At 40.3% G+C, this 19,540-nt stretch carries 15 protein-coding genes and 1 other RNA gene; 10 read left to right on the top strand and 6 right to left on the bottom strand.

Annotated elements, in window-relative coordinates:
• Nucleotides 1-106: 106 nt before the first annotated feature.
• Complete coding sequence (locus ACRD67_RS11915; protein ID WP_430967376.1) at nt 107-1,312, bottom strand: NAD(P)-dependent oxidoreductase; 1,206 nt, start codon at nt 1,310-1,312, stop codon at nt 107-109.
• A 493-nt stretch (nt 1,313-1,805) separates the two neighbouring features.
• Here ACRD67_RS11915 and ssrA point away from each other — a divergent pair.
• Nucleotides 1,806-2,202: a transfer-messenger RNA gene (ssrA, locus tag ACRD67_RS11910) on the top strand.
• A 307-nt stretch (nt 2,203-2,509) separates the two neighbouring features.
• Nucleotides 2,510-2,755, top strand: coding sequence for a GIY-YIG nuclease family protein (locus ACRD67_RS11905; protein WP_430967375.1), 246 nt, complete (start codon nt 2,510-2,512; stop codon nt 2,753-2,755).
• A gap of 348 nt (nt 2,756-3,103) precedes the next feature.
• On the opposite strand, the gene ACRD67_RS11900 is transcribed toward ACRD67_RS11905, so the two are convergent.
• Both ACRD67_RS11900 and ACRD67_RS11895 read right to left on the bottom strand, forming a co-directional pair.
• Complete coding sequence (locus tag ACRD67_RS11900; RefSeq protein WP_430967374.1) at nt 3,104-5,317, bottom strand: carbohydrate binding family 9 domain-containing protein; 2,214 nt, start codon at nt 5,315-5,317, stop codon at nt 3,104-3,106.
• Nucleotides 5,318-5,338: 21 nt separating this feature from the next.
• Nucleotides 5,339-6,502, bottom strand: coding sequence for a serine hydrolase domain-containing protein (locus ACRD67_RS11895; RefSeq protein WP_430967373.1), 1,164 nt, complete (start codon nt 6,500-6,502; stop codon nt 5,339-5,341).
• Between the two features lie 159 nt (nt 6,503-6,661).
• Between ACRD67_RS11895 and ACRD67_RS11890 the strand changes: the two genes are divergently transcribed.
• From ACRD67_RS11890 to ACRD67_RS11855, 8 genes are all read left to right on the top strand, one after another.
• Nucleotides 6,662-7,687 carry a helix-turn-helix domain-containing protein gene (locus tag ACRD67_RS11890; protein ID WP_430967372.1) on the top strand — a complete coding sequence of 342 codons (1,026 nt, stop codon included), beginning with the start codon at nt 6,662-6,664 and terminating at the stop codon, nt 7,685-7,687.
• Nucleotides 7,688-7,815: 128 nt separating this feature from the next.
• Nucleotides 7,816-8,226, top strand: a complete 411-nt coding sequence (locus ACRD67_RS11885) for a DoxX family protein (protein ID WP_430967371.1) — start codon at nt 7,816-7,818, stop codon at nt 8,224-8,226.
• Between the two features lie 10 nt (nt 8,227-8,236).
• Nucleotides 8,237-9,430, top strand: coding sequence for a tetratricopeptide repeat protein (locus ACRD67_RS11880; RefSeq protein ID WP_430967370.1), 1,194 nt, complete (start codon nt 8,237-8,239; stop codon nt 9,428-9,430).
• A gap of 462 nt (nt 9,431-9,892) precedes the next feature.
• Nucleotides 9,893-10,765: an alpha/beta fold hydrolase gene (locus tag ACRD67_RS11875; RefSeq protein WP_430967369.1), complete on the top strand. Its 873-nt coding sequence runs from the start codon at nt 9,893-9,895 to the stop codon at nt 10,763-10,765.
• A gap of 305 nt (nt 10,766-11,070) precedes the next feature.
• Entirely contained in the window at nt 11,071-12,183 is a 1,113-nt protein-coding gene (locus ACRD67_RS11870; protein WP_430967368.1) for a serine hydrolase domain-containing protein, read from the top strand.
• A 515-nt stretch (nt 12,184-12,698) separates the two neighbouring features.
• Nucleotides 12,699-13,625, top strand: a complete 927-nt coding sequence (locus ACRD67_RS11865) for a zinc-binding dehydrogenase (RefSeq protein ID WP_430967367.1) — start codon at nt 12,699-12,701, stop codon at nt 13,623-13,625.
• A gap of 86 nt (nt 13,626-13,711) precedes the next feature.
• On the top strand, nt 13,712-14,602 hold the full coding sequence (locus ACRD67_RS11860; protein WP_430967366.1) for an SDR family oxidoreductase: 891 nt from the start codon (nt 13,712-13,714) through the stop codon (nt 14,600-14,602).
• Nucleotides 14,603-15,386: 784 nt separating this feature from the next.
• On the top strand, nt 15,387-15,671 hold the full coding sequence (locus ACRD67_RS11855; RefSeq protein ID WP_430967365.1) for a DUF2188 domain-containing protein: 285 nt from the start codon (nt 15,387-15,389) through the stop codon (nt 15,669-15,671).
• A gap of 368 nt (nt 15,672-16,039) precedes the next feature.
• On the opposite strand, the gene ACRD67_RS11850 is transcribed toward ACRD67_RS11855, so the two are convergent.
• The 3 genes from ACRD67_RS11850 to ACRD67_RS11840 form a co-directional block, all read right to left on the bottom strand.
• A complete protein-coding gene (locus ACRD67_RS11850; RefSeq protein WP_430967364.1) occupies nt 16,040-16,909 on the bottom strand; it encodes a hypothetical protein in 870 nt (289 codons plus the stop codon).
• 281 nt (nt 16,910-17,190) lie between these two features.
• Nucleotides 17,191-18,888 (bottom strand): UvrD-helicase domain-containing protein, encoded by a 1,698-nt coding sequence (locus ACRD67_RS11845; protein WP_430967363.1) that lies wholly within the window; start codon nt 18,886-18,888, stop codon nt 17,191-17,193.
• A gap of 25 nt (nt 18,889-18,913) precedes the next feature.
• The gene (locus ACRD67_RS11840; protein WP_430967362.1) at nt 18,914-19,540 is read right to left on the bottom strand and encodes a hypothetical protein; all 627 of its coding nucleotides are present in this window, start codon (nt 19,538-19,540) and stop codon (nt 18,914-18,916) included.

Raw genomic sequence — 19,540 nt, 5'->3', positions numbered from 1 at the left:
CACGTCCCTGGCGTGAGAAAGGGGAGGTTTTTTTATCCTTCCGGCCCCCGACGCTCGCTGCGCTCGGTCGGGACCACCTTCCTTAATCAAGGGGAGGAGTTTTTTGTTATTCCTTGCCGTCCACGTAGTCCTGCAGGTAGGCGTAGCGGGGGGTGAGTTTTCCGTTTTGGGTCATGCGGGCGCGTTCTAGAATGCCGTTGGCGTCCCCATTAAAAAAAGCGGGGATCACCTGGCTCACGAAAGATTCCCCAAAGCCCTCGCTGGCATCGCGGGGCAGTTCGGCGGGGAGGTTATCTACCGCCATGACGGCGATGGCATTCTGCTGGTTAAAATCGGTTTCGCTTTCGGTCTTGGGGTCATAGCCGTAGATGGGATCGGCTATGGTGGAAGCCCGGAGGGTAGTGGCCACGGGGCCATCGATATCGCAGCTGATGTCGGCTACGACACGGATTTTAAAATCGGGCTGCTTGGTATCCTCCCGGGTAAAGAGGTAGGGCGCCCCATCGCCATAAAAATGTCCGGCGATATAGAAGTCGGTCACCCGCGCAAAACGGAAGAAATTGGATTTATACGCGTCCGGATTGTCAAAGAAGTCCTGCATATTGCCCTTTACCCCATCCTTACGGAGGTTGTATTCGGACACATCGATCTGGCAGTAGACGGGCTCGGTAAACTCGCCTTTCAAATAGTCCTCTACCCCTACTTCGCGCAGTTGCATGCCATCCAGCATTTCCTTGGCCCCGTTCCCTACCCGGCCCTTACCGGTAAGCAAGATCTTTATGGGAGGCATGGTGACGCTCCTAAGGGCCTGGATCAAGGCTTTTTGGTCCTTGAGCGTCTCGGCCTTGGGCAGCTGGAAGCCCTTGGTCTTGAGGCCATAGGCCCGCACGCCATTGTAGGCGCCCACAATACCGGCATAGCGACCAAAGGCGACCAATCGCAGCCCTTTGGGGTCTGTGATGACCTCATGATCGTAGAGGGTGATGTTCTTGTCGAGGATGGCCTGCAGCAGTTTGCGGTTATAGGGTTGTTTTTTTATGGTATGGGAAAAGAAGAAGTACTGTTTGTTGGGCAGCAGGGCTTCGATGGGGACTTCCTTTACCCCGAGCAGCACCTCGCATTGGGCCATTTCATCGGCTACCGAGACGTTCGCTTCCCGATATTCGGCATCGGTAAAAACGCGAATGGGCGAGGATTCCACGATAATTTGTGCTTCTGGATGGGCGGACATGACGTTTTGGCACGCCTGGGGGGAGAGTACCACGCGCCTATCGGGCGGGTTTTTTCGTTCCCTGATGATTCCGAATTTCATGTAATATGGGTTTTTATAACATTAAGAGTGGTCATAGTTTCAAATGTAACGGATGGCGCGGCTTTGACAAAACTTTTTTTGGAATACTTTTTGGGGTATCTTTGTGCCCCTTCGCTAAAGCTTCGGGGCACAAGTGCTGTTTTGTTGAAGGCTTCGGGGCACAAGTGCTGTTTTGTTGAAGGCTTCGGGGCACAAGTGCTCAATTTTGCTGAAGCTTCGGGGCACAAGTGCTGTTTTGTTGAAGGCTTCGGGGCGCAAAGGGGCTGAAAAGACATAAAAGGTAAAGGTGCCCCTTCGCCAAGGCTTCGGGGCACAAGTGTGCGTTAGGGATAGCAGCGGCATCTCCTCCATAGCGTTAGCGACGGAGGAATACAGCGGATAGCCCGGCACCGGCGGAGCGCAGCGAGGGTCGGGGCAACGCCCTAAGAAAAAGAAGTGAGTTCATTGAAATAGAACGGATTCGCGTGTGATATGTGCGCCTATCCAGTTCATTGGGGCCGACTGGTTTTGACAGCGAGACCAATTGGGGAGTAAGCATGCCGAGCGCTGGGATACAGCTCGTTAATCTCATATTTCACACTTTTAATTGGCGATAATAACTACGCTCTTGCCGCTTAATCCGAATTATAGTAGGATTGGCCTCGTCCCTACCAGGTAGGGAAGCGAGATGTCTCTGGATAGCCCTTGTTGACGGCGATCCATAAAGAGGCACTATAAAAGTCAACACAAGGGTGGTATGGCTTCGGTACCATCACCAAAATCTAAGGAGCTAAGTGTACAATAGGCGGTTTTCGGTCGGTTGTGCATCGAAAATTGAACGAAGACTACGCATGTAGAAAGCTTTGCAATTGCTTGTTTGGACGAGGGTTCGAATCCCTCCGGCTCCACCTCCGCCCTCCGAAGCTGCGAATTTATGAGCAGCGAAGGAGGGCTTATTCATATTCCGTAACCCAGGAAGCTTTCGATTACATTTCGTCGGGCTCCGGTGGATACGGATCCTTTCTCCCTGTTGTTTGTTATTCAAAGCTTTAATGTAATAGTAATTATTCCAGCATTCACTAATTTAGACAACAACAAACTCCCTTTAATACATACTCCGAAACTGCGAGTTTACGAGCAGTGAAGGAGTACTCCCATTTAAATTTTGATTAACCTATGCCCATTCGCTAAAGCTACGGAGCATGATGACATCATTTTATGGAACTACCCTATGCCGTTTACATTCTAAAATGCGCCAACGGGCAATATTACACCGGCTATAGCGCCAACCTTAAAAATCGCTTGCGGGCCCATAGGAAGGGTGAGGTGAAATTCACCAAAGACAAATTACCCGTACGCTTGGTTCATCTTACCTGTTTTGAAAACAAACAAAAAGCCTATGATTATGAGCGCTATCTGAAAAGCGGGTCCGGGATAGCCTTTCGGAACAAGCGATTGATTTGAGTTTGTGTTGAAGCCATTGCCAAAAGAAGAAATCCATTCTTTCCTCAAACGAAAAAGAAGGCCACCGCGCCAGCTCGCTCCTCGCCTAAAAATGTCCACCGGACATTTTCTTAACGCTAGGCCGTCTCCGGTTCCACGATTAAGTACGACCCCTGTAATCTTGATTGTAGGATTTTCATTTTATTTAGTTTTACTTAAAGTACGCCAAATAAAAAGTCACCTTGTCGGTGAGCACAAAAAAACACCTTCCTGAAACCCTTATATACAGGCGATATCAGAGTTAGGTTCTAGTCTCCCCCGTTCGTAATCAAATAAAAAAAGTACAATTACCAGGGTTGGGTTTTTATTTCATAACCAATAAATCAGCTTTAGTGAAAAACCTCTTTGTTGTATTACAAAATCTTCAGTGTAGTTATCCGTATACACCAAAAACAAATCAGAAACTGGTCTAAACCGCCACTGAAGGCGAAGATTGCTGCCAATATTTTTCTGGAGTGAATTGTATTGAGCAATGTAGGTCAGAAATAAATTCCTGTTGAATGAAATTCTCGCCTGGGGCCGGATTAAAATAATTTGGTTATCGCCATTTGGATTCTTCAAGTCTATGTCATTATAAATCAGGTCGACTTCAACCTCTAAATAGGGCTGCCACCTTAAATTGGCCGTACTTGTAAGCGTCATTTTCTTACCATTAAAGTATTTTCCGTATTCCAGCTCCAGAGATCCGGATAGAAACTTTTTTTGATCACTTCGGTATCTGATTCTAAGCGAAGGATAGAAATATTCTGTTCCTTTTAACAACGGTTCTGATTTGCTAAAACTCGGATCAAAATCATTCAACAAGAAGGTGTAGTTGCTGTTTATTGCCAGGAGAAAGCTGGAGGTATTGGACAAACCAAGAAATGTTCCTGTTAAGATCCTCGAATCTAAAAATTTAAAGCTATTGGACAAGGTATGATCGGTATCAAAAAAGACATCGATGTTATTAATTTTTGGATTTTCTGGTCTGAAAATGTAAAAGGGTGCCCATCCAATGCGGTTAACGTCGTTTCTTGGAATAAAGCCAGTCTCGGGATTAAAGGCTTTGCCTACATGGGTGAAGGATGAAAACATTCCAAAATGTTGTGTGCTGTGCCTTAAAGAAAGACCATAGGACAAATCACTTGAACTATGCTTAAAATCATGAAAGTAAAATCCGCTGCCACTCCAGGAATTTCCTTTTGATATCCATTCCAGCTGCCCTCCAACCAATTGGCTATTCCGCATATCAGAATCACTGCTCACTTCTCGATTATCAATTAAAAGTACAGAAGCGGTAGATCGCTCGAATAGTTGATACTGATAGGTCGCAACAAAATGGTTTTTACCTTTTATTACTGAGGTAGATCCCAGCGCTTCATTAACAAAGGATATTTCATCCGTCAGAACGTCCATAACCCCCAATCTGGACTTATTGCCAACCTTTCCCGACAGTCGAAGTCCTCCAATAATAGGAACAGCCTCAAAATTTCCACCTAGATTGCTCGCTATTCCGATTCTCCGCGAAAAAAAAGGTCGGATGTTGTCGTTGCCAAAATTCGCAAACAAATCGCTGTTTTCCAGGAAAAATTGCCTTTTCTCAGGAAAGAAAAGCTCAAATCGCCCAATATTTAATTGTTGTCTGTCTACCTCAATTTGCGAAAAATCAGGATTCCCGGTGATGTCTAAATTAAGGTCGCTCCCCAAACCTAACTTAAGATCAAGACTGGGTGTTATTTCCTTTTCCGCACTTTTATCCGGTACAGTGTAATCTTTGGTTAGTGTTGTGGTGATGCTCGGAATTATGGAATACTTAAACTTGCTACTTTCAGGTACTTGTTCCCATTGCAGGTTACCGGTATAACTTAGGTTGGCAATATCGATGTTCACGGGAATGGGCACCCAACTTGAGCTTCTGTTAGCCGAGCGGTTATTCCGTATAAAGTTGATCTTCCATAGATTAACCTCATGTGCAAACCGTAGTGTTTTCAAAGGAATTGCCATTTCTATTATCCAGGAATTATCAAGTCGTCTAACGCTGGAAAACCATTTATTTTCCCAATTATAATCCGAATCATTTTCGTCTACACCTCCATTACTAATCAGCCTTTCTCCTCGGCTTCCGAAGGGTGAGACTTCAAAGCTGTAACCATTAAGGCCTTTTGCATAGGTGTCAATTAAAAACATAAAAGCATCGTTTTGTAGCACCTCAAAATCCCTATAAAGGGTATTTGCCTGAAATCTTTCTCCCTCGTTCAGATGACAAACGGCACCGAGGTATAAAAAGCGTGCATCGGCCGCTAACCTGACTATAGTTTTGTCATCCGAAGGTATATTATCCTTTGGCGAGCGTTGCGTAAAATCCATAGCTATTTGTGCCCTATCCCAGACTTTTTCACTGAGATGGCCGTCAATAGTGATCTCTTCATCAGTGCGCTTTATCGTATAGGTATATTCTTGAGAGGAAGTATGAACAAAAGGGGAAACAAGAAGGTATATTAAAATAGGGTAGCTAGGATTAAAAGAAATAGTTAGGGATTTCATTAGGTGACAACTATGTTTAGATCAATCCTCAATAAGTTTCAGCACCATTTGGGGAAAGTCGCTGATCTCATCGGTTTCCCAATTGTAGCCTGCATAGTGGTTGATGCCTCTGACCGCAACTACCTTATATTTCGGATATATGACCAGGTATTGTCCCAAATAACCTATACCTGCATATCCCTCAATACCATCTGTTTCTTTTTTGCCAACGGTAAGGCCAAAAGGCACTATTTTATGCAGAAATTCTTTGCTGAAATCTTTTCCAAATACCTCGCGGATTTTGCCATAATATTCTCCATATCCCCGGTAGACACCTTTTATCGTTTTAGCTTTTTCAATAAATTCCTTCTCAACTCCGGCATCGATCATTTTTTGAATCTGTTCTTCATCGACCACCAGGCGAAAATTTTTCGTCAACAATTCCCATAGCAATCCATATTCCGGCATAAAACCGGCCCCTGGTTCCATTGAAATATCAAACCATTTCGGGTCGATAATTTGTTTACCCTCCCATTTTCCTTTATTCAATACAAATCGACCAATCCTCGCCAGGTCTTTCGGATACATTTGTAAAAAGGCCATGGCATATGGATTGCCGGCATGGTCTTTTGGCCATATAAAGTCTGTGATACCTAGTGGCATGAAAATCTCCTTCTTCACCAATTCGTCTAATTTTTTCCCTCCGGACTTTTCTATGATGCCAACCAACAAATTAACGGCTTTGTTGTTATAGACATAATATTTCCCAACAGGATGTGTCTGGTCCGAGGAAAGCGCTAATTTCACAATATCCGGGGCCGACTCTACCAGGGCAAAATCTGAGTCCAATGTGCCCGAAGTATGGGTAAGCAGGTGCTTAATACTGATTTCCATCTTATTTTCCTGCTTCCATTCCGGATAAAATTCATGAACTTTTTGATCGATATTTAGTTTGCCCTGAGTTACCAAATAGCCTACAGCCAAGTTGGTAATTGACTTTGTGACAGATTTAATATCAATTCTTTTAGGTTCCTTTCCGAAATAAGATTCAGTAATGAGCTCTCCATCCTGGTAGATGATCATGCCATCCGAATGACCCTTTTTACAGATTGCGATCAGCTCACTTAGTCGATCCCGATTTACCTGCTGCCCGGATATGTTGATAAAAGAAATACAACAGAGTATAAGCAATACAATTTGTTTCATGTTTAAGGCTGTTTTACTCAAATTTAAATGGCTCTTCCCTGATTTATTTCCCAATTTGCAAATTGGTAGAAGTTTTAAGAAATGATTAACGGGGCAGGTGCTCGTATCACGGTTTCTAAAATAAAAGGATACTAAGACTTATCAGGATAAATACTAAATTTGAATGAACCCAGAGAACAAGTTTGTATGAATTCATCGGCTATTATGGCAATTTTTAGTGCGTTGGCTCTAGGTCATAGTCTATTTTTGGCCGGTCATCTTTGGGCTTCCGTTAAAAAGAGGCCCAGTAGTTTTTTTCTGGCCCTGTTGCTCACCGCACTGGCGGTTAGGATACTGAAATCCGTTCTTGTTATTCTTATCCCCGAAAGTCCGGATATTATTCCTGCTGTTGGTCTGGTTGGACTTATGACTATAGGCCCATCCTTGTGGTTTTATATTAAATCCTTTAAAAATGTTGAATATAAAGCAACAAGATTACACCTTTGGCATTACGTACCGGCACTGATCTTAATTGTCTTGATTCCCTTTTTTAATGAACAGCAGATGTTCGTTGCCTATTGCATATCAGTGGCCCACATGTTTCTCTACATTACGCGTTCAGCAGATTTTGTTATGCGTGCTTTCAGAAATTATGGCAGAACTGAACGCAAATGGCTTTCCTTGTTGTTAGCAGCCATTTTTTTGATCTGGACAACATTCTTCGCACAATTGCTTATTGAATCATTTATCACTTACTTATCTGTCACAATTGTTGCTTCTATTACAATTTACGGCCTTAGCCTTTGGGCAGGGAAGAAAACCAGGTTATTCACGGAGCCTCGAAGAATTTATACAGAGAAAGCATCTCAAGAAGTTTTACAGGTGGGTAACCAGATCGAACATTTATTGACCCAGGAGAGAATATACACAGATTCAAAGCTTACTGTTAAAACCATCAGCGAACGTTTATCTAAGCCCGAATATGTGGTTTCTCAGTCCGTAAATGCGTATTTCAAGCAAAGTTTTCCGGAGCTTTTAAATTATTATCGGATTAAACATGCCAGTTCGCTAATTGAATCTAATACCTATGAGAATCTTTCTATTGAGGGTATTGCTTACGAGAGCGGATACAATTCCATTTCCGCATTTTATCGGGCCTTTAAAAACCTAAAAGGAGTTACTCCGGCCCAATTCAAAAAAACCTAGTAAAGAAATAAAATTGGTTTCTTTCTTCTGATTTGAAAATTAGAAGGAATCAGAAAGGCAATTTCCTACTTCATAAAGAATAAATCAGGAAATTGTACCTATCTCATAATTATCATATCCGCTACAAAATGAAAATCACTGAATTTTTCAAAAGAAATTATCCAAACACAGGTATTGGACTACTGCGAATTGGATTTGGGGTAATGCTTGCTATTGTTCATGGCTGGCCTACGGTAAAAGGTTTTTTTGCTGGTGTTACGGAATATCCGGATCCCCTGGGATTAGGAAGTCGAATTACAATGGGATTAATGGGGTTCGCAGAGTTCTTCTGTGCCATGTTGGTTGCCCTCGGTTTGTTTACGCGCATCACTTTAATTCCTCTGATAATTGGATTCCTGGTAGCAGTTTTTGTATTCCATGGCAATGACCCATTTGATGTTAAGGAGCGGGCTTTTCACTATTTAATAGTGTTTGTTGTTTTGTTCATTACTGGTCCCGGATCCTATGTCATTACCAATCTTTTTAAAAGAAAATTCTAATAAACCCCCAATGAAAATCCAGTATAATTTCGTATTCCTGCTATTATGCTTCTCCTGTGCAAACCTCGATTCTGAAAAAAATGAGCAAGCAAATGCCTTAAGGACAGAGGCAAAAAATGCCTTGGAACAAAAGGACTTTAGGTTGGGTATTGTTACAGCTAAAAAAGCACTCGAGCTAAACGAACAGACTCAAGATACCCTAGGAATGGTGGAGTCGCTATATCTCATCACGCGGGGATCTGCATTTTCCGGAAATTTCAAAGACGCTGTGATCCATGGTGAACGGGCAAGTGCCCTATGTAAAGAAAAAACCTATTACGAGGTAGAATATAAAATCAACAATATGCTCAGTTGGTCCTATTTTGATTTAGAAGCTGATTTTAGAAAGGCCATGGTGCACCAAAAAAGACAACTTTTTGTGGTAAATCAACTTAACGATGATGCTGCCAAAGCCTTGGTTTATAACAACTATGGTTATGACGGAACAGTGGCCGGAACTATTCCTTTGGAAGAGGCCTTAAAGTATTCAGAATTTGCCAATGAATATTATGCAAAGACCGAAAACAATAATGGAAGATGGTATACCTTAATGAATCTCACCTGGCAGCACCGCTTAATGGCTAATTTCGAGAAGTCTGAACAGTATGGGAAACTCTCTGTAAACCAAGCTGACCAGGATAAGGATCGCCACGCGATTATAGAGGCTTATACCAATTTAGGGGAAACCTATTTGACCCAGGAAAAAATTAAGGAAGCCACACCTTTATATACGGGTGGGTTGGAGATTAGCCAAGAAAAAGAGGATAGAGATAAATATGTTTTTGATATCTATTATTCCAAATTTTTATGGATGACTGGCGAAAAAGAAAAGGCAATTTCCATCTTGAAGCAAGCCATTGCCTTTCTTGAAACCAGCGAAGTATTTTATGAGATGTTGGGAAGGGCCTACTTGGCTGAATTCTATTCTCAAAAAAATGAAGATGATATGGCAATGGAACAAATTCAAATCATAGAGCACCCAAGAAACAATTATATTTCGTTTGAGACGAAATGTTTGATGGCTATGGTTAAGGCTAAGATCATGTCTAAGAAAAACCAAAATGGAAACACCGCCTCAATTTTGGAGTCATACAGGTTACGCTCAGATAGTATCGGCACTAAACTATTGACAGAATCAATCCGGAAAGTGATTGAAATGCTGTAACCAAGATTGTTATGTTGCTTACCAATAAGGTTTCCGCGTAGTTTCTAAAATAGCAGGGGTTTTTATCAAAAGTTACCTATCCCCACCTTCTCCGCCTCTGGCAGATTCGGTGGACAAAGTGGTGAGCGCAATTACCCCACCCTTTCAAAATCCCTAAAAACGGGCCATTTCCACCCTGGGTTCTAGTCCCATCGCATTTCTTTAACCAATGCTTGGATGACCCTAGGCTTTGACCTCAAGAAAAGTGTCCCATTAAAGATGAATTACCGAAACTATTAAAAGAGACCGCAAAAAAGGACTCTCACAGAAAGAAATAAACAAATTTTGAAATCGGCCACATAAAATGGCCGTTTGATGGGACGACCACTTTTGTTTATGGTTATATATGTATTGTTCGTATATTGGATATATGACCAGTGACCATATTCCTAAGTTGGCGAGTATAATAAAAAAACGAAGCATATGAAACTAATAATAGTTGCTGTCCTATACCTATTCTTTCAAGGGGCCAACGGACAATCATTAAACAAGTTGACCATACCAAATGGATCCATTAACTATTTTACGGCAGGTCAGGGAGAGATAGTCGTTTTTATTCATGGTGGTCAAGAAGACTACAAGGTATTCATACCTCAAGTTGAATTACTTAGCAATGAATTTCAAGTGGTTACCTATAGTAGGCGTTATAATTTTCCAAATAACAATGAAATCAAAGGGGAGTATGGTGTTAAAACAGAGGCTGATGATCTGAAGGCTTTAATTTCAATGCTTGATAAACCAGTACACCTTGTAGGACATAGCTATGGTGGATCAATAGCTTTGGAATTCGCCGTAAATAATCCCGAAATGCTCAAAAGTTTAACACTTTCCGAACCTGCTTTGGTCAATTGGCTAAATGATATACCCAATTGTGGGTCATGGTATGAAACCGTTCAGGAGAAACTCATAAACGAAACAAAAGATGCCTTTGTTACTAAGGACACTACTTTGATAATGAAAGAGCTATTTGAATTTTTTGCTGGTGCCGATATACAAAATCAAATTCCGCCAGAGGTATTAAGTATGCTAAAAGCAAATCTTAGGGAAATGGAAGCCCTAGTGAATTCTCCTTCCGGGTTTGATTCTCCCTCCCCTGAAGATTTAAAAGCTTTGGATATGCCGATAATGATTTTGACTTCTGAGAAAACAATGCCGATGTTGACTTGCACAAACTCTAAATTAATCGAAATCAAACCCCAAGCGACCCATCACCACTTATTGGGGGCCGGGCACGAAATGTGGATGACGAATCCAAAGGAATTATCTGTTTACATATCGAATTTCGTAAAGAATTAGAACACTAACTTAGGATGGCCATAGGCAATTGCCTGTTCTCCTTACTCAGAAAGTCTTCACGGAATTACCCGTTGGTTTTATACCTACCTGCCTGCAAACAGGCTTGCAAACGATAGTCCAACCCACGTTGTTACTCTTAACTAGGATAAAATATTAAAATTTCCATAAAACGAACATTTTTTGGGATTTACAGTTTTCTATCATTATTCCTTTCAATCGGTGCCAGGGGCCAAGTTCAATACGATTCTTAAACAACTGTAACATTTCATACTAGGTTTTCTCTTTATGATAATAACACCATCTCTATGAAAACGAAAACCCTTTGTTTACTGCTCACCTCATTGGCCATATTATCTTCCTGCAAGGATAAATCAACAAAAAACAATAGCCCCGAAGATTATAAAGTTGTTCTCAACCTAAACGATAGAGAAGTCCGGGCCGATTCCATAGATTCCTTTATTCGGCAACAAATGGACTTGATGAAAATCCCTGGACTTTCGTTTGCAATAATCAACAATGGGCGTATAGCCTATCACAATGTTATTGGCCATACCGATAATAATTCCTTGAAACCGGTTACGGATTTAACTCTATTCGAAGGAGCCTCTACGTCTAAAGCCCTATTTGCTTATATGACCATGTTTTTAGTTGAGGAGGGAAAATTGGACTTGGACACACCATTGGCAGCCTATCTTGATCCAGCTCATCACGCCAATTATAATTTTGACGAACGCTATGATCAAGTAACTGCAAGAATGGTGCTTTCACATACTACCGGGTTCCCCAATTGGCGGGGAGATGGTAATCTCTATATTGGCTTCGAACCAGGAACGGATTTTAGTTATTCAGGTGAAGGTTATCAATACCTAGTAAAGGCTTTGGAATCGATACTGGATACGGACTACAAGGGTCTAGAAGAATTTTACCAGAAGAAAGTTGCAGTGCCCTTGGGCATGAAGTACACTAAGTTCGTACAGGACGAATATAATTTGGCCCATAAAGCCGCCCCACATAAGGAAGGAATTAAATTGCCGTTAAACCATTGGACGGCCAGGGAGTTTAATGCGGCCTCTGCCATCCACACAGACGCAATTGATTTCTCAAAATGGGTAATAGCCCTTTTGGAAAACAAGGGACTTTCCGAAGAAAGTTATGACTTACTTTTTACAGATCAAATTACGGTGGCCGAGGCGCCCACCCTACTTTCGGAAGAGGGCGCTATTGCCTGGACTTTAGGGTTCGCCAAGTACAATATTGACAATCATGTAGTCTATGGGCACGAAGGCAATAATGATGGGTTCAACTGTCTTTTCCTATTCGACAAAAATAAAAAATGGGGCATGATTCAATTCAACAATGCCCATGAAGTATACGATTTTGGATTCAACTTGTTTAGATATATTAATCAGAACAACTAGGTACAACAATAGCTATAATTTGGCGTAAACGCATTCAAAAAAAAACTCGCTTATGCCAGTTGGTAAGTTCGATTTAGCCTTTTTTACTATCCCATAATACCAAGGTTTCTTAAGACTTTTCTTTTTACTTCATTTAGTTCTATTAACCGGCCGTTTTATGGAACTGGTTGAAAAAACGATAAAAGATTAAAATGTTCTTTTGTCCAGGGGTTTGAAAACGTACACATGCCCCTAAGTAAATGACATAAGCGACTTATGCCATTCAAAAAATATGAGGCGATGCCGACTCCAAAATCATAATAACGGTTGCCTTTTCTATCTTGGAAATCAGTTGGTGGTTAATTTAATTAATTGGAGTAACTGACCTTTATCATTATCCTCTATCCTTTCATGCCCTACCTTATCCAGATAAAAATCTATCGATGAAGGCAGCCTACCTTGTGAAATATGGTCCTGCGACAACCGCTTTTCAGATTAGGGAGGTTGAAAGACCTGTGCCAAAGTCCAATCAAATCTTGATAAAAGTACAAGCCTTCGGTCTCAATTTCGCCGACATTGCAGCCCGTTATGGCAAATATCGAGGAGCACCGCCCCTACCGGCCCTGTTAGGTTATGATGTGGTTGGCACTATTGAAAAATGTGGGGCAAATGTCAAAAACCTTAACGTTGGTGACAGGGTTGCCGCACTTACGCTTTTTGGCGGTTATGCGGAATATGCCGTTGCTGAACAGGGAGTTGCCGGTAAAATATCGAAATCCATCGCTCCGGGCGTTGCCGTTGCCTTGGCCACCCAATCATGTGCGGCCCATTATTTGGCCAACAGGCTGACCAATATTCAGGAGAACGAAAAGGTCTTGATCCACGCTGCGGCGGGAGGCGTAGGTATAGCCTTGGCACAATTGGCTTTACATAAAAACTGTACCGTATTCGGTACCTGCAGTTCGCAAAAAAAAGTGGAATATCTCAGGGGAATTGGCGTGCAACACCCTATCAACCATAGGGAAAAGGATTTTTCCGAAACTATACGAGCATTGGTTGGCACCAGAGGGCTTGATGTGGTTTTTAATCCCATTGGCGGAAAATCGCTCAAACAGGGGTATCGTTTGTTGGGTGCAGGAGGTCGGTTGGTCAGTTATGGGGTTTCCTCCCTTAACAGTAAGAAAACCATTTTTGGCAGGCTGAAAGATCTATGGCAGTTCGGTGTTTACCATCCCGTACAATTCTTGAGCAGTTCGAAGGGTATTATTGGGATGAACATGCTCAAGATAGCCGAGGAAAAACCGGAGAAGATTTCGAAGATAATGCAAGAGGTCATCCAATTGCAACAGGAGGGCATCTTACGGCCACATGTGGATGCAGAATATTCCATTGACCGATTAGTGGAGGCACATCGATTTTTAGAATCCCGTAAATCGATGGGAAAAATTGTTGTGAAATGGTAACGTTAAAAATCGTTCCAACGAGGTGTCGGTTCCAAGGGGGGGGAACGTAAATAGATTATTGAATATCGAATGCCAAAAAAAATGAAATGAAGGAAAAAGTAGCCATAGTAACCGGTTCAAGCATGGGCATAGGAAAGGCAATTGCGATGGAATTGGCCCAAAACGGGGCAAAAGTAGTCCTGAACGGACGGGACAGGGAGCAACTCTTCGATACCGAGGCGGAATTCTTAAAGAAAGGCTATGAGGTTACGGCAGTCCCAGCGGATATAAGTCGCCCAAATCATTGTGAATACCTGGTCGAGAAAACACTTAAAGCTTATGACAAAATCGATCTCCTGATCAACAATGCGGGAGAAAGCAGCCGGGGAACTGTCGAAAAAATGGCAATTTCAAACATCAGAAGCTTGATCGAAACCAATTACTCCGGGGCAGCCTATATGTCCAAATACACCGTACCCCAACTTAAAAAGACCAAAGGACATATCATTTTTATAAATAGCGTTGGTGGATTACGGGGTATGCCTTATAACTCAGCGTATACCGCATCTAAAATGGCCCAGGCTGCTTTGGCCGAAGCGCTACGGATAGAGCTTTATGATTATGGGATCCATGTTGGTCTGGTTTATGTGGGATTTACGGAAAATGACCCAAAAAAAATAATTTTGGATGAAGACGGCACCAAAATCTACTTACCCCGAAGGGATAATGTTAGATTGGCAAAACCTCAATCCGTGGCTAAAAGGGTTTTACGGATGATCGAAAAAAGAACGGATAGGACCATATTGACGAATCTCGGTATTTTGACCGATATTATGACACACCATTTTCCAAAATTGACCGATTGGATATTGTTGGCCAACCGAAGAAAAATAAAAGAGCAGTTTACAGAGATTGGTGGAGGAAGGGCAACAGGAAAAAGGGGACAAGTACCGGCCTCCACTTTTGTCGCTGATAGTGCATCTAAGAATTCGACCTAGTGCACATGAATTCCATAGTCATAGTAGGGTCTCAATAAGTTTAATTTATTTGAATCAGAAGTCCGAACAAACGACTATAAGGTTTAAACCCTTTTGGGCCAGTTTTGAAAAACCAACCTTTATTAGGAATTCCATTTAGTTCTGGTTCGGTTTCTTCATTTGGCCGTTTTCTGGGACTGATCGAATTTGTGCAAGTTGGACAAACAATACAAAACATCAACCCTTAAAGAACAAAGAAAATTTATCTCTATCGCCTTCCCGATCATAGGTCAGTCGAAAACCGTAGCTGTCACATATTTTTTGGTTAATGGGTAAGCCCGGGCCCACCGTGCCTGCTCTCCCGCGCTTCATCTCGCCCATTGCGCTTCGCAATGTCGGGCTAAAAACGTCCGGCGGGTATTTTCTTGACGCTCGATCGGTTTTGGGCAAACCATACCTTGTTTTTTTTATTTCAAATATTTGTATTTTGGTTTTTTATCGGCAGAAAAGGGGATTAAAAGAATATTTTCTAATAGGGACTATTTTCAAAAATTACCAATCGTCATTGCATTAGAAGGAATCTGATTACCAACTTGGCCGGCATACTTTTGCAACAACAGTAACGCTCTCTAATGGCGTTCCCATTACGACTATTGGCAAGATGTTAGGACATAAAAAATTTACGGACCACCAAGCACTATATCAAATCATTAATAAAAAGGTAGCGAATGATATGGCTGTATTGAAAGCGAAGTTGGCGGGATGGAAAATAAAAAGCAAACCAAAGAAGTTTAAAAATTAGCATATGGCTAAAGGTAAATCTTGGTTACGAACCCTCATAGAGCTCCTGGAAGTCTTTTTTAACAGTTCGCAAAAGAGCCAACGAGGCCGAACCTGGCACCAACATGTGGTCCCCTATGAAGAAGGTTGGGCCGTACGTCGCGAAGGCAACAAGCGTATAACGAGCAAACACCGAAAACAGAGCACGGCCATACGCAAGGCCAAAAGCGTAGCCAGAAAATACAAAGCCGATGTCATTATTCACCGGGCCAATGGGGGAATACGAGATCGGATAAGCTATGATGATTAAGGAATTCAAGTAGCTATAGTAAATCCCCTTTGACAGTTTAGTTCAGACGAATCGAAGCCAGTGCGCCAGATATCCCGCCCATTGCCCTCACAATGTCGGGCTAAAAATGTCCACCGGACATTTTCTTAACGCTCGGCCGTCTCCGGCTCCACGACACTCAAAAATACGCAGCAGATTAAAGAGGCGAGAGAATGCTGGAGTATAAGAATCTGAGGGCTAAGGAGCACTATGCCAAGAGTGTGAATAAGAAGGCTAGTGAGAATATGAATATTCCTAAAGCTAAACTGTTAGAAACTTATGAAGGTGAAAATAAAATCAATTAGCATAAAACTTAATTGCTTATGAATTTTTGGAAAACTAGATAACTATTACCCATTTCGGTATTTTTCAGCTTGAACCAACAACTCTTTTAATGTTTCATTTTTTTGTTTGATTTCACCTTTACTAAGTCTTATTCGGTAATTGCCCCATTTGGTATCATAGCCCATATCGTCCAATTCTTTATCTTCTATTATCTTGTCCCACTCATCATTTTTAGGGTGTTTTATCTCTAGGTTCATATAGTTTTTCTTAGGTCTGAAAATGGCAAAGTTATTGGCCTGTCCATCTTTTGCTAGACCAATATAAAACTTATTATGTTTCAACTCGTACCCTGTAGTAAATGAGTTGACAATTTCAAGCATTCTATCAGCCATTTTTACCGTTTCGGACGTTCCCCGTTTTAGCCAGTAATTTCTATCTGTTACTTCTTGAATTTCTTCGTCTTCATCTACTAAACCTAATGGAAGTTCATCTAGAACTTTGGTAAACAAAAGACCAATCTTACCCTCTATTTCAAATGCATTCATTTGTATGGCGATTAATGGAATAAACCCATTAAAAAGCCCAATAACATTTAAAAATCGACTTGTAATGTCTTCCGCTACGATAACAGCACAATGATCATATTGAGGATAGCGCCTCTTTTCAATATCCCAATATTCAATGGTTCTAATAATATGTGTTTCATCGGTTTTACCTAATTGCAATTCGATTTCATATCTGCGGTTGGTGTCAGGGTCTTGCATAAGAAGGTCCAATCTGCCTGCTTTAGGTTGAATACGTTCTTTATCCTTTAAGACCAAGTCGCCCAAACCTATTATTGAAGGATCTTCTGCAATGATTTCTTGAATCATCTTTTCATTTATTTTGGGGTTATTAGTAAGTATGACCTTTTTTGGTCTAATTATATCCTTCATTACTTCTATTTTAAGTTATTCAAAAATTCTCGAATACTCTTTAACTGGCATGGCAAACTAACCTTTTTTCCTTATCAATCAATTCATTTAGGCTTATTTGATGAGCTAAGGTTGCGATGACCGAAGTTAAAAACAAGGGATGGCAAACTACTCGCCACTCACAATCCTATTTATTCCGCACATATTCTCTCATATATTTTGGAATATGGTAACCTATTTTATTATCTGCACTGAATAACTCAGATAAAGATTTATTGGCGGTGTGTTGGATCATTTTATAGTTATAAATCAAAAAGGTCATCAAACAATGAGCCTTCGTCTTTTTGTTCTTGTATTTTTTCGGAGCTAACCAGAAACAGCTCTTCTTTAGCTCTTGTAATGGCTACATATTTTAAATTATTCTCCTGTATTTTCTCCCATTCTTTTTGTTCAGGACGTTTTAAAGGCAGCTTTTCAAAATCAAGTATAAACACTCTATTTGCTTCTAGGCCTTTTGCAGTATGGATAGTTGAAAGAGTTATTGGATTTTCCTTTTCACTGATATATTCATTTATTTTCTTAAAAATGTCCTCCAAGCTTGAGCATTCTTTTTTCCAGATTTCATAGCGTTTATGAAGAAACTCTAATTTACTTTCGAGTACTGACAGTTCTTCCTTTATATGAATTTCTCTTAATTGATTGTCTATTATTCGTTTTGCTTCCTTTCTAATTATCCATCCTTGCCTATCAAGCGCTTCTTTTTTCAATCCATTAAATCCTCCAGGAAAGGATTCAATTCTTCGAGTGATTAATTCTTTTTGAAATAATCCTCTTAGCCTCCTAATTAAGTCTTTTGCTATATCAGGGTGAATCCTAACTTTTTTTTCAAACTCAATAAATCTGAAAACCAATAACAATATAGGATCTTTCGTCCTTGAGACTATTAAATCATTCTCTTCGGTCGACTTTACAACATCTTTTATTAGAATTTCTTCCACTTTCCCATCATATCCTTTGTTGCCTTGAATATCACTTCTAAATTCTTGGGCAAGATTTATTACCAATTTAGGACAACGAAAACAAGTTGTTAAAGGAAGTCTTTTTGCATTAGTTATTTTTTCTATATTATTAAAGGATTCAATATCTGCTCCTGAAAACCCATAAATGGATTGAATTGGATCACCTACTGATAAAATTCTACTGCCCTTACTTGCATATTTCAGGGCCACCACAAGCTGTGATCTTGATAAATCTTGGCATTCATCTATAAATAGAAATCCAAATTTTTTGGGTGACTGTAATTTCCATTTATAAGGTAGATATAACATATCTGCATAATCAATGATATAATGATTCTCAGAAAATTTGTTTGCTTGTGTTAGCAAATATTGGTGTGCGTCAAAATATAGTTCCAATTCTGTATCAATATTTCTTTTTGCTTCTTCAATCTCACTAAATATACCATAGTGGAAAACCATGTTTCTTAAATCTGTGAAGTTATCTTTACACAAAGTCAGCCTATACTTTTGATTTATTTCAAGTAATCTTCTTCTAATTTTCCAAATCAGATTGTTTACTTCATGATTCTGTTTTTCGGCATACTCATCATAATTTAGGTTATTGATTTTCAAAATTTCTTTAAACCTTGGCAATAGTTCTTTCCGAATGCCTGAATTATTAATCAGTTCTTGATATTTATTTTCCTTTAACTTGATTTCTTTTTCTGAGGACAGATTGGTTTTTAGAATTTGCAATCCTAATGAATGAATAGTACTCGTTGTTACTTGAAAAAGTCTTTTTTCTACAAACCTATTATTAATTTCACCTGCAATGCTTCTATTAAAAGCACAGAATAAAAGACTGTTGGGGTGATTGGTGTATTTAGCCGCCTCAATGATGGTTGTTGTCTTGCCCGCACCTGCGACCGCATCAATTATGCCGTGGCCTTCTCCTTTTGCTACAAATTCAAATATTCTATTTTGTTCATCAGTATACGTCATCAAGCGTATATGGTTATTTGTACTTTCAATCAATTAGGTTAATCCCTTCGAAATCAAATCCCTCAAGGCTGGAAAGTATCTTTTTAATCTTTTTAATATCAAATGAAATAGTATAATTGTCATAGTGAATCGAATCCGACAATTTCATCAAATGGTATTGCAATAGATCATAATTAAGAATTTGTCCTTTTAAAAAATTGAAGACTTTTTCGTGTATGTAGTTTCTATATGTAACCAAACCATTTTCGATCTGGACATCTGGACCAAACTCAATTTTTAATCTGTTAGTTTCAATTATTTTTAACAACTCAATTCCAGCGTCCTTGAGTTGGTTCAGTAGATAGTAAAAAAGTAAAACTGAAAGCTCATAATGAAATCCTATTTCACTTTCGGATTGTTTTATCAATGAACGTTCGTAGTATCTTAAATCGGGAGTTCTTTTTAATAAATACTCTTTATCGTAAAAATCAATAGCTTTTAATCTTTCTAGTTTCTCAATAACTAACTGAGTGTCATGAGGCATTTCTGCATCTGAAACTTGATATGCTTTATAAGGGCCTTCAAAAGCCTCATACCGATAATCAAAAAATCGATTTGTATAATTTAAGAATTGAAATAATCTGGCTATTTTATTATAATCCTTTGCCTCCAT

It is taken from the genome of Eudoraea algarum (assembly GCF_050589645.1).
Classification (GTDB): domain Bacteria; phylum Bacteroidota; class Bacteroidia; order Flavobacteriales; family Flavobacteriaceae; genus JBNGOQ01.
Note: the sequence above shows the minus strand (reverse complement) of the source record. Positions and strands in the feature narration are given on the sequence as shown.

Excerpts from the sequence above, each read along its gene's own strand:
- ACRD67_RS11895 (WP_430967373.1), bottom strand. The coding sequence starts at position 6,502 with ATGAAACAAATTGTATTGCTTATACTCTGTTGTATTTCTTTTATCAAC.
- ACRD67_RS11840 (WP_430967362.1), bottom strand. The coding sequence starts at position 19,540 with ATGGAGGCAAAGGATTATAATAAAATAGCCAGATTATTTCAATTCTTA.
- ACRD67_RS11860 (WP_430967366.1), top strand. The coding sequence starts at position 13,712 with ATGAAGGAAAAAGTAGCCATAGTAACCGGTTCAAGCATGGGCATAGGA.
- ACRD67_RS11885 (WP_430967371.1), top strand. The coding sequence starts at position 7,816 with ATGAAAATCACTGAATTTTTCAAAAGAAATTATCCAAACACAGGTATT.
- ACRD67_RS11870 (WP_430967368.1), top strand. The coding sequence starts at position 11,071 with ATGAAAACGAAAACCCTTTGTTTACTGCTCACCTCATTGGCCATATTA.
- ACRD67_RS11850 (WP_430967364.1), bottom strand. The coding sequence starts at position 16,909 with ATGAAGGATATAATTAGACCAAAAAAGGTCATACTTACTAATAACCCC.
- ACRD67_RS11855 (WP_430967365.1), top strand. The coding sequence starts at position 15,387 with ATGGCTAAAGGTAAATCTTGGTTACGAACCCTCATAGAGCTCCTGGAA.
- ACRD67_RS11875 (WP_430967369.1), top strand. The coding sequence starts at position 9,893 with ATGAAACTAATAATAGTTGCTGTCCTATACCTATTCTTTCAAGGGGCC.
- ACRD67_RS11845 (WP_430967363.1), bottom strand. The coding sequence starts at position 18,888 with ATGACGTATACTGATGAACAAAATAGAATATTTGAATTTGTAGCAAAA.
- ACRD67_RS11900 (WP_430967374.1), bottom strand. The coding sequence starts at position 5,317 with ATGAAATCCCTAACTATTTCTTTTAATCCTAGCTACCCTATTTTAATA.
- ACRD67_RS11915 (WP_430967376.1), bottom strand. The coding sequence starts at position 1,312 with ATGAAATTCGGAATCATCAGGGAACGAAAAAACCCGCCCGATAGGCGC.
- ACRD67_RS11905 (WP_430967375.1), top strand. The coding sequence starts at position 2,510 with ATGGAACTACCCTATGCCGTTTACATTCTAAAATGCGCCAACGGGCAA.
- ACRD67_RS11880 (WP_430967370.1), top strand. The coding sequence starts at position 8,237 with ATGAAAATCCAGTATAATTTCGTATTCCTGCTATTATGCTTCTCCTGT.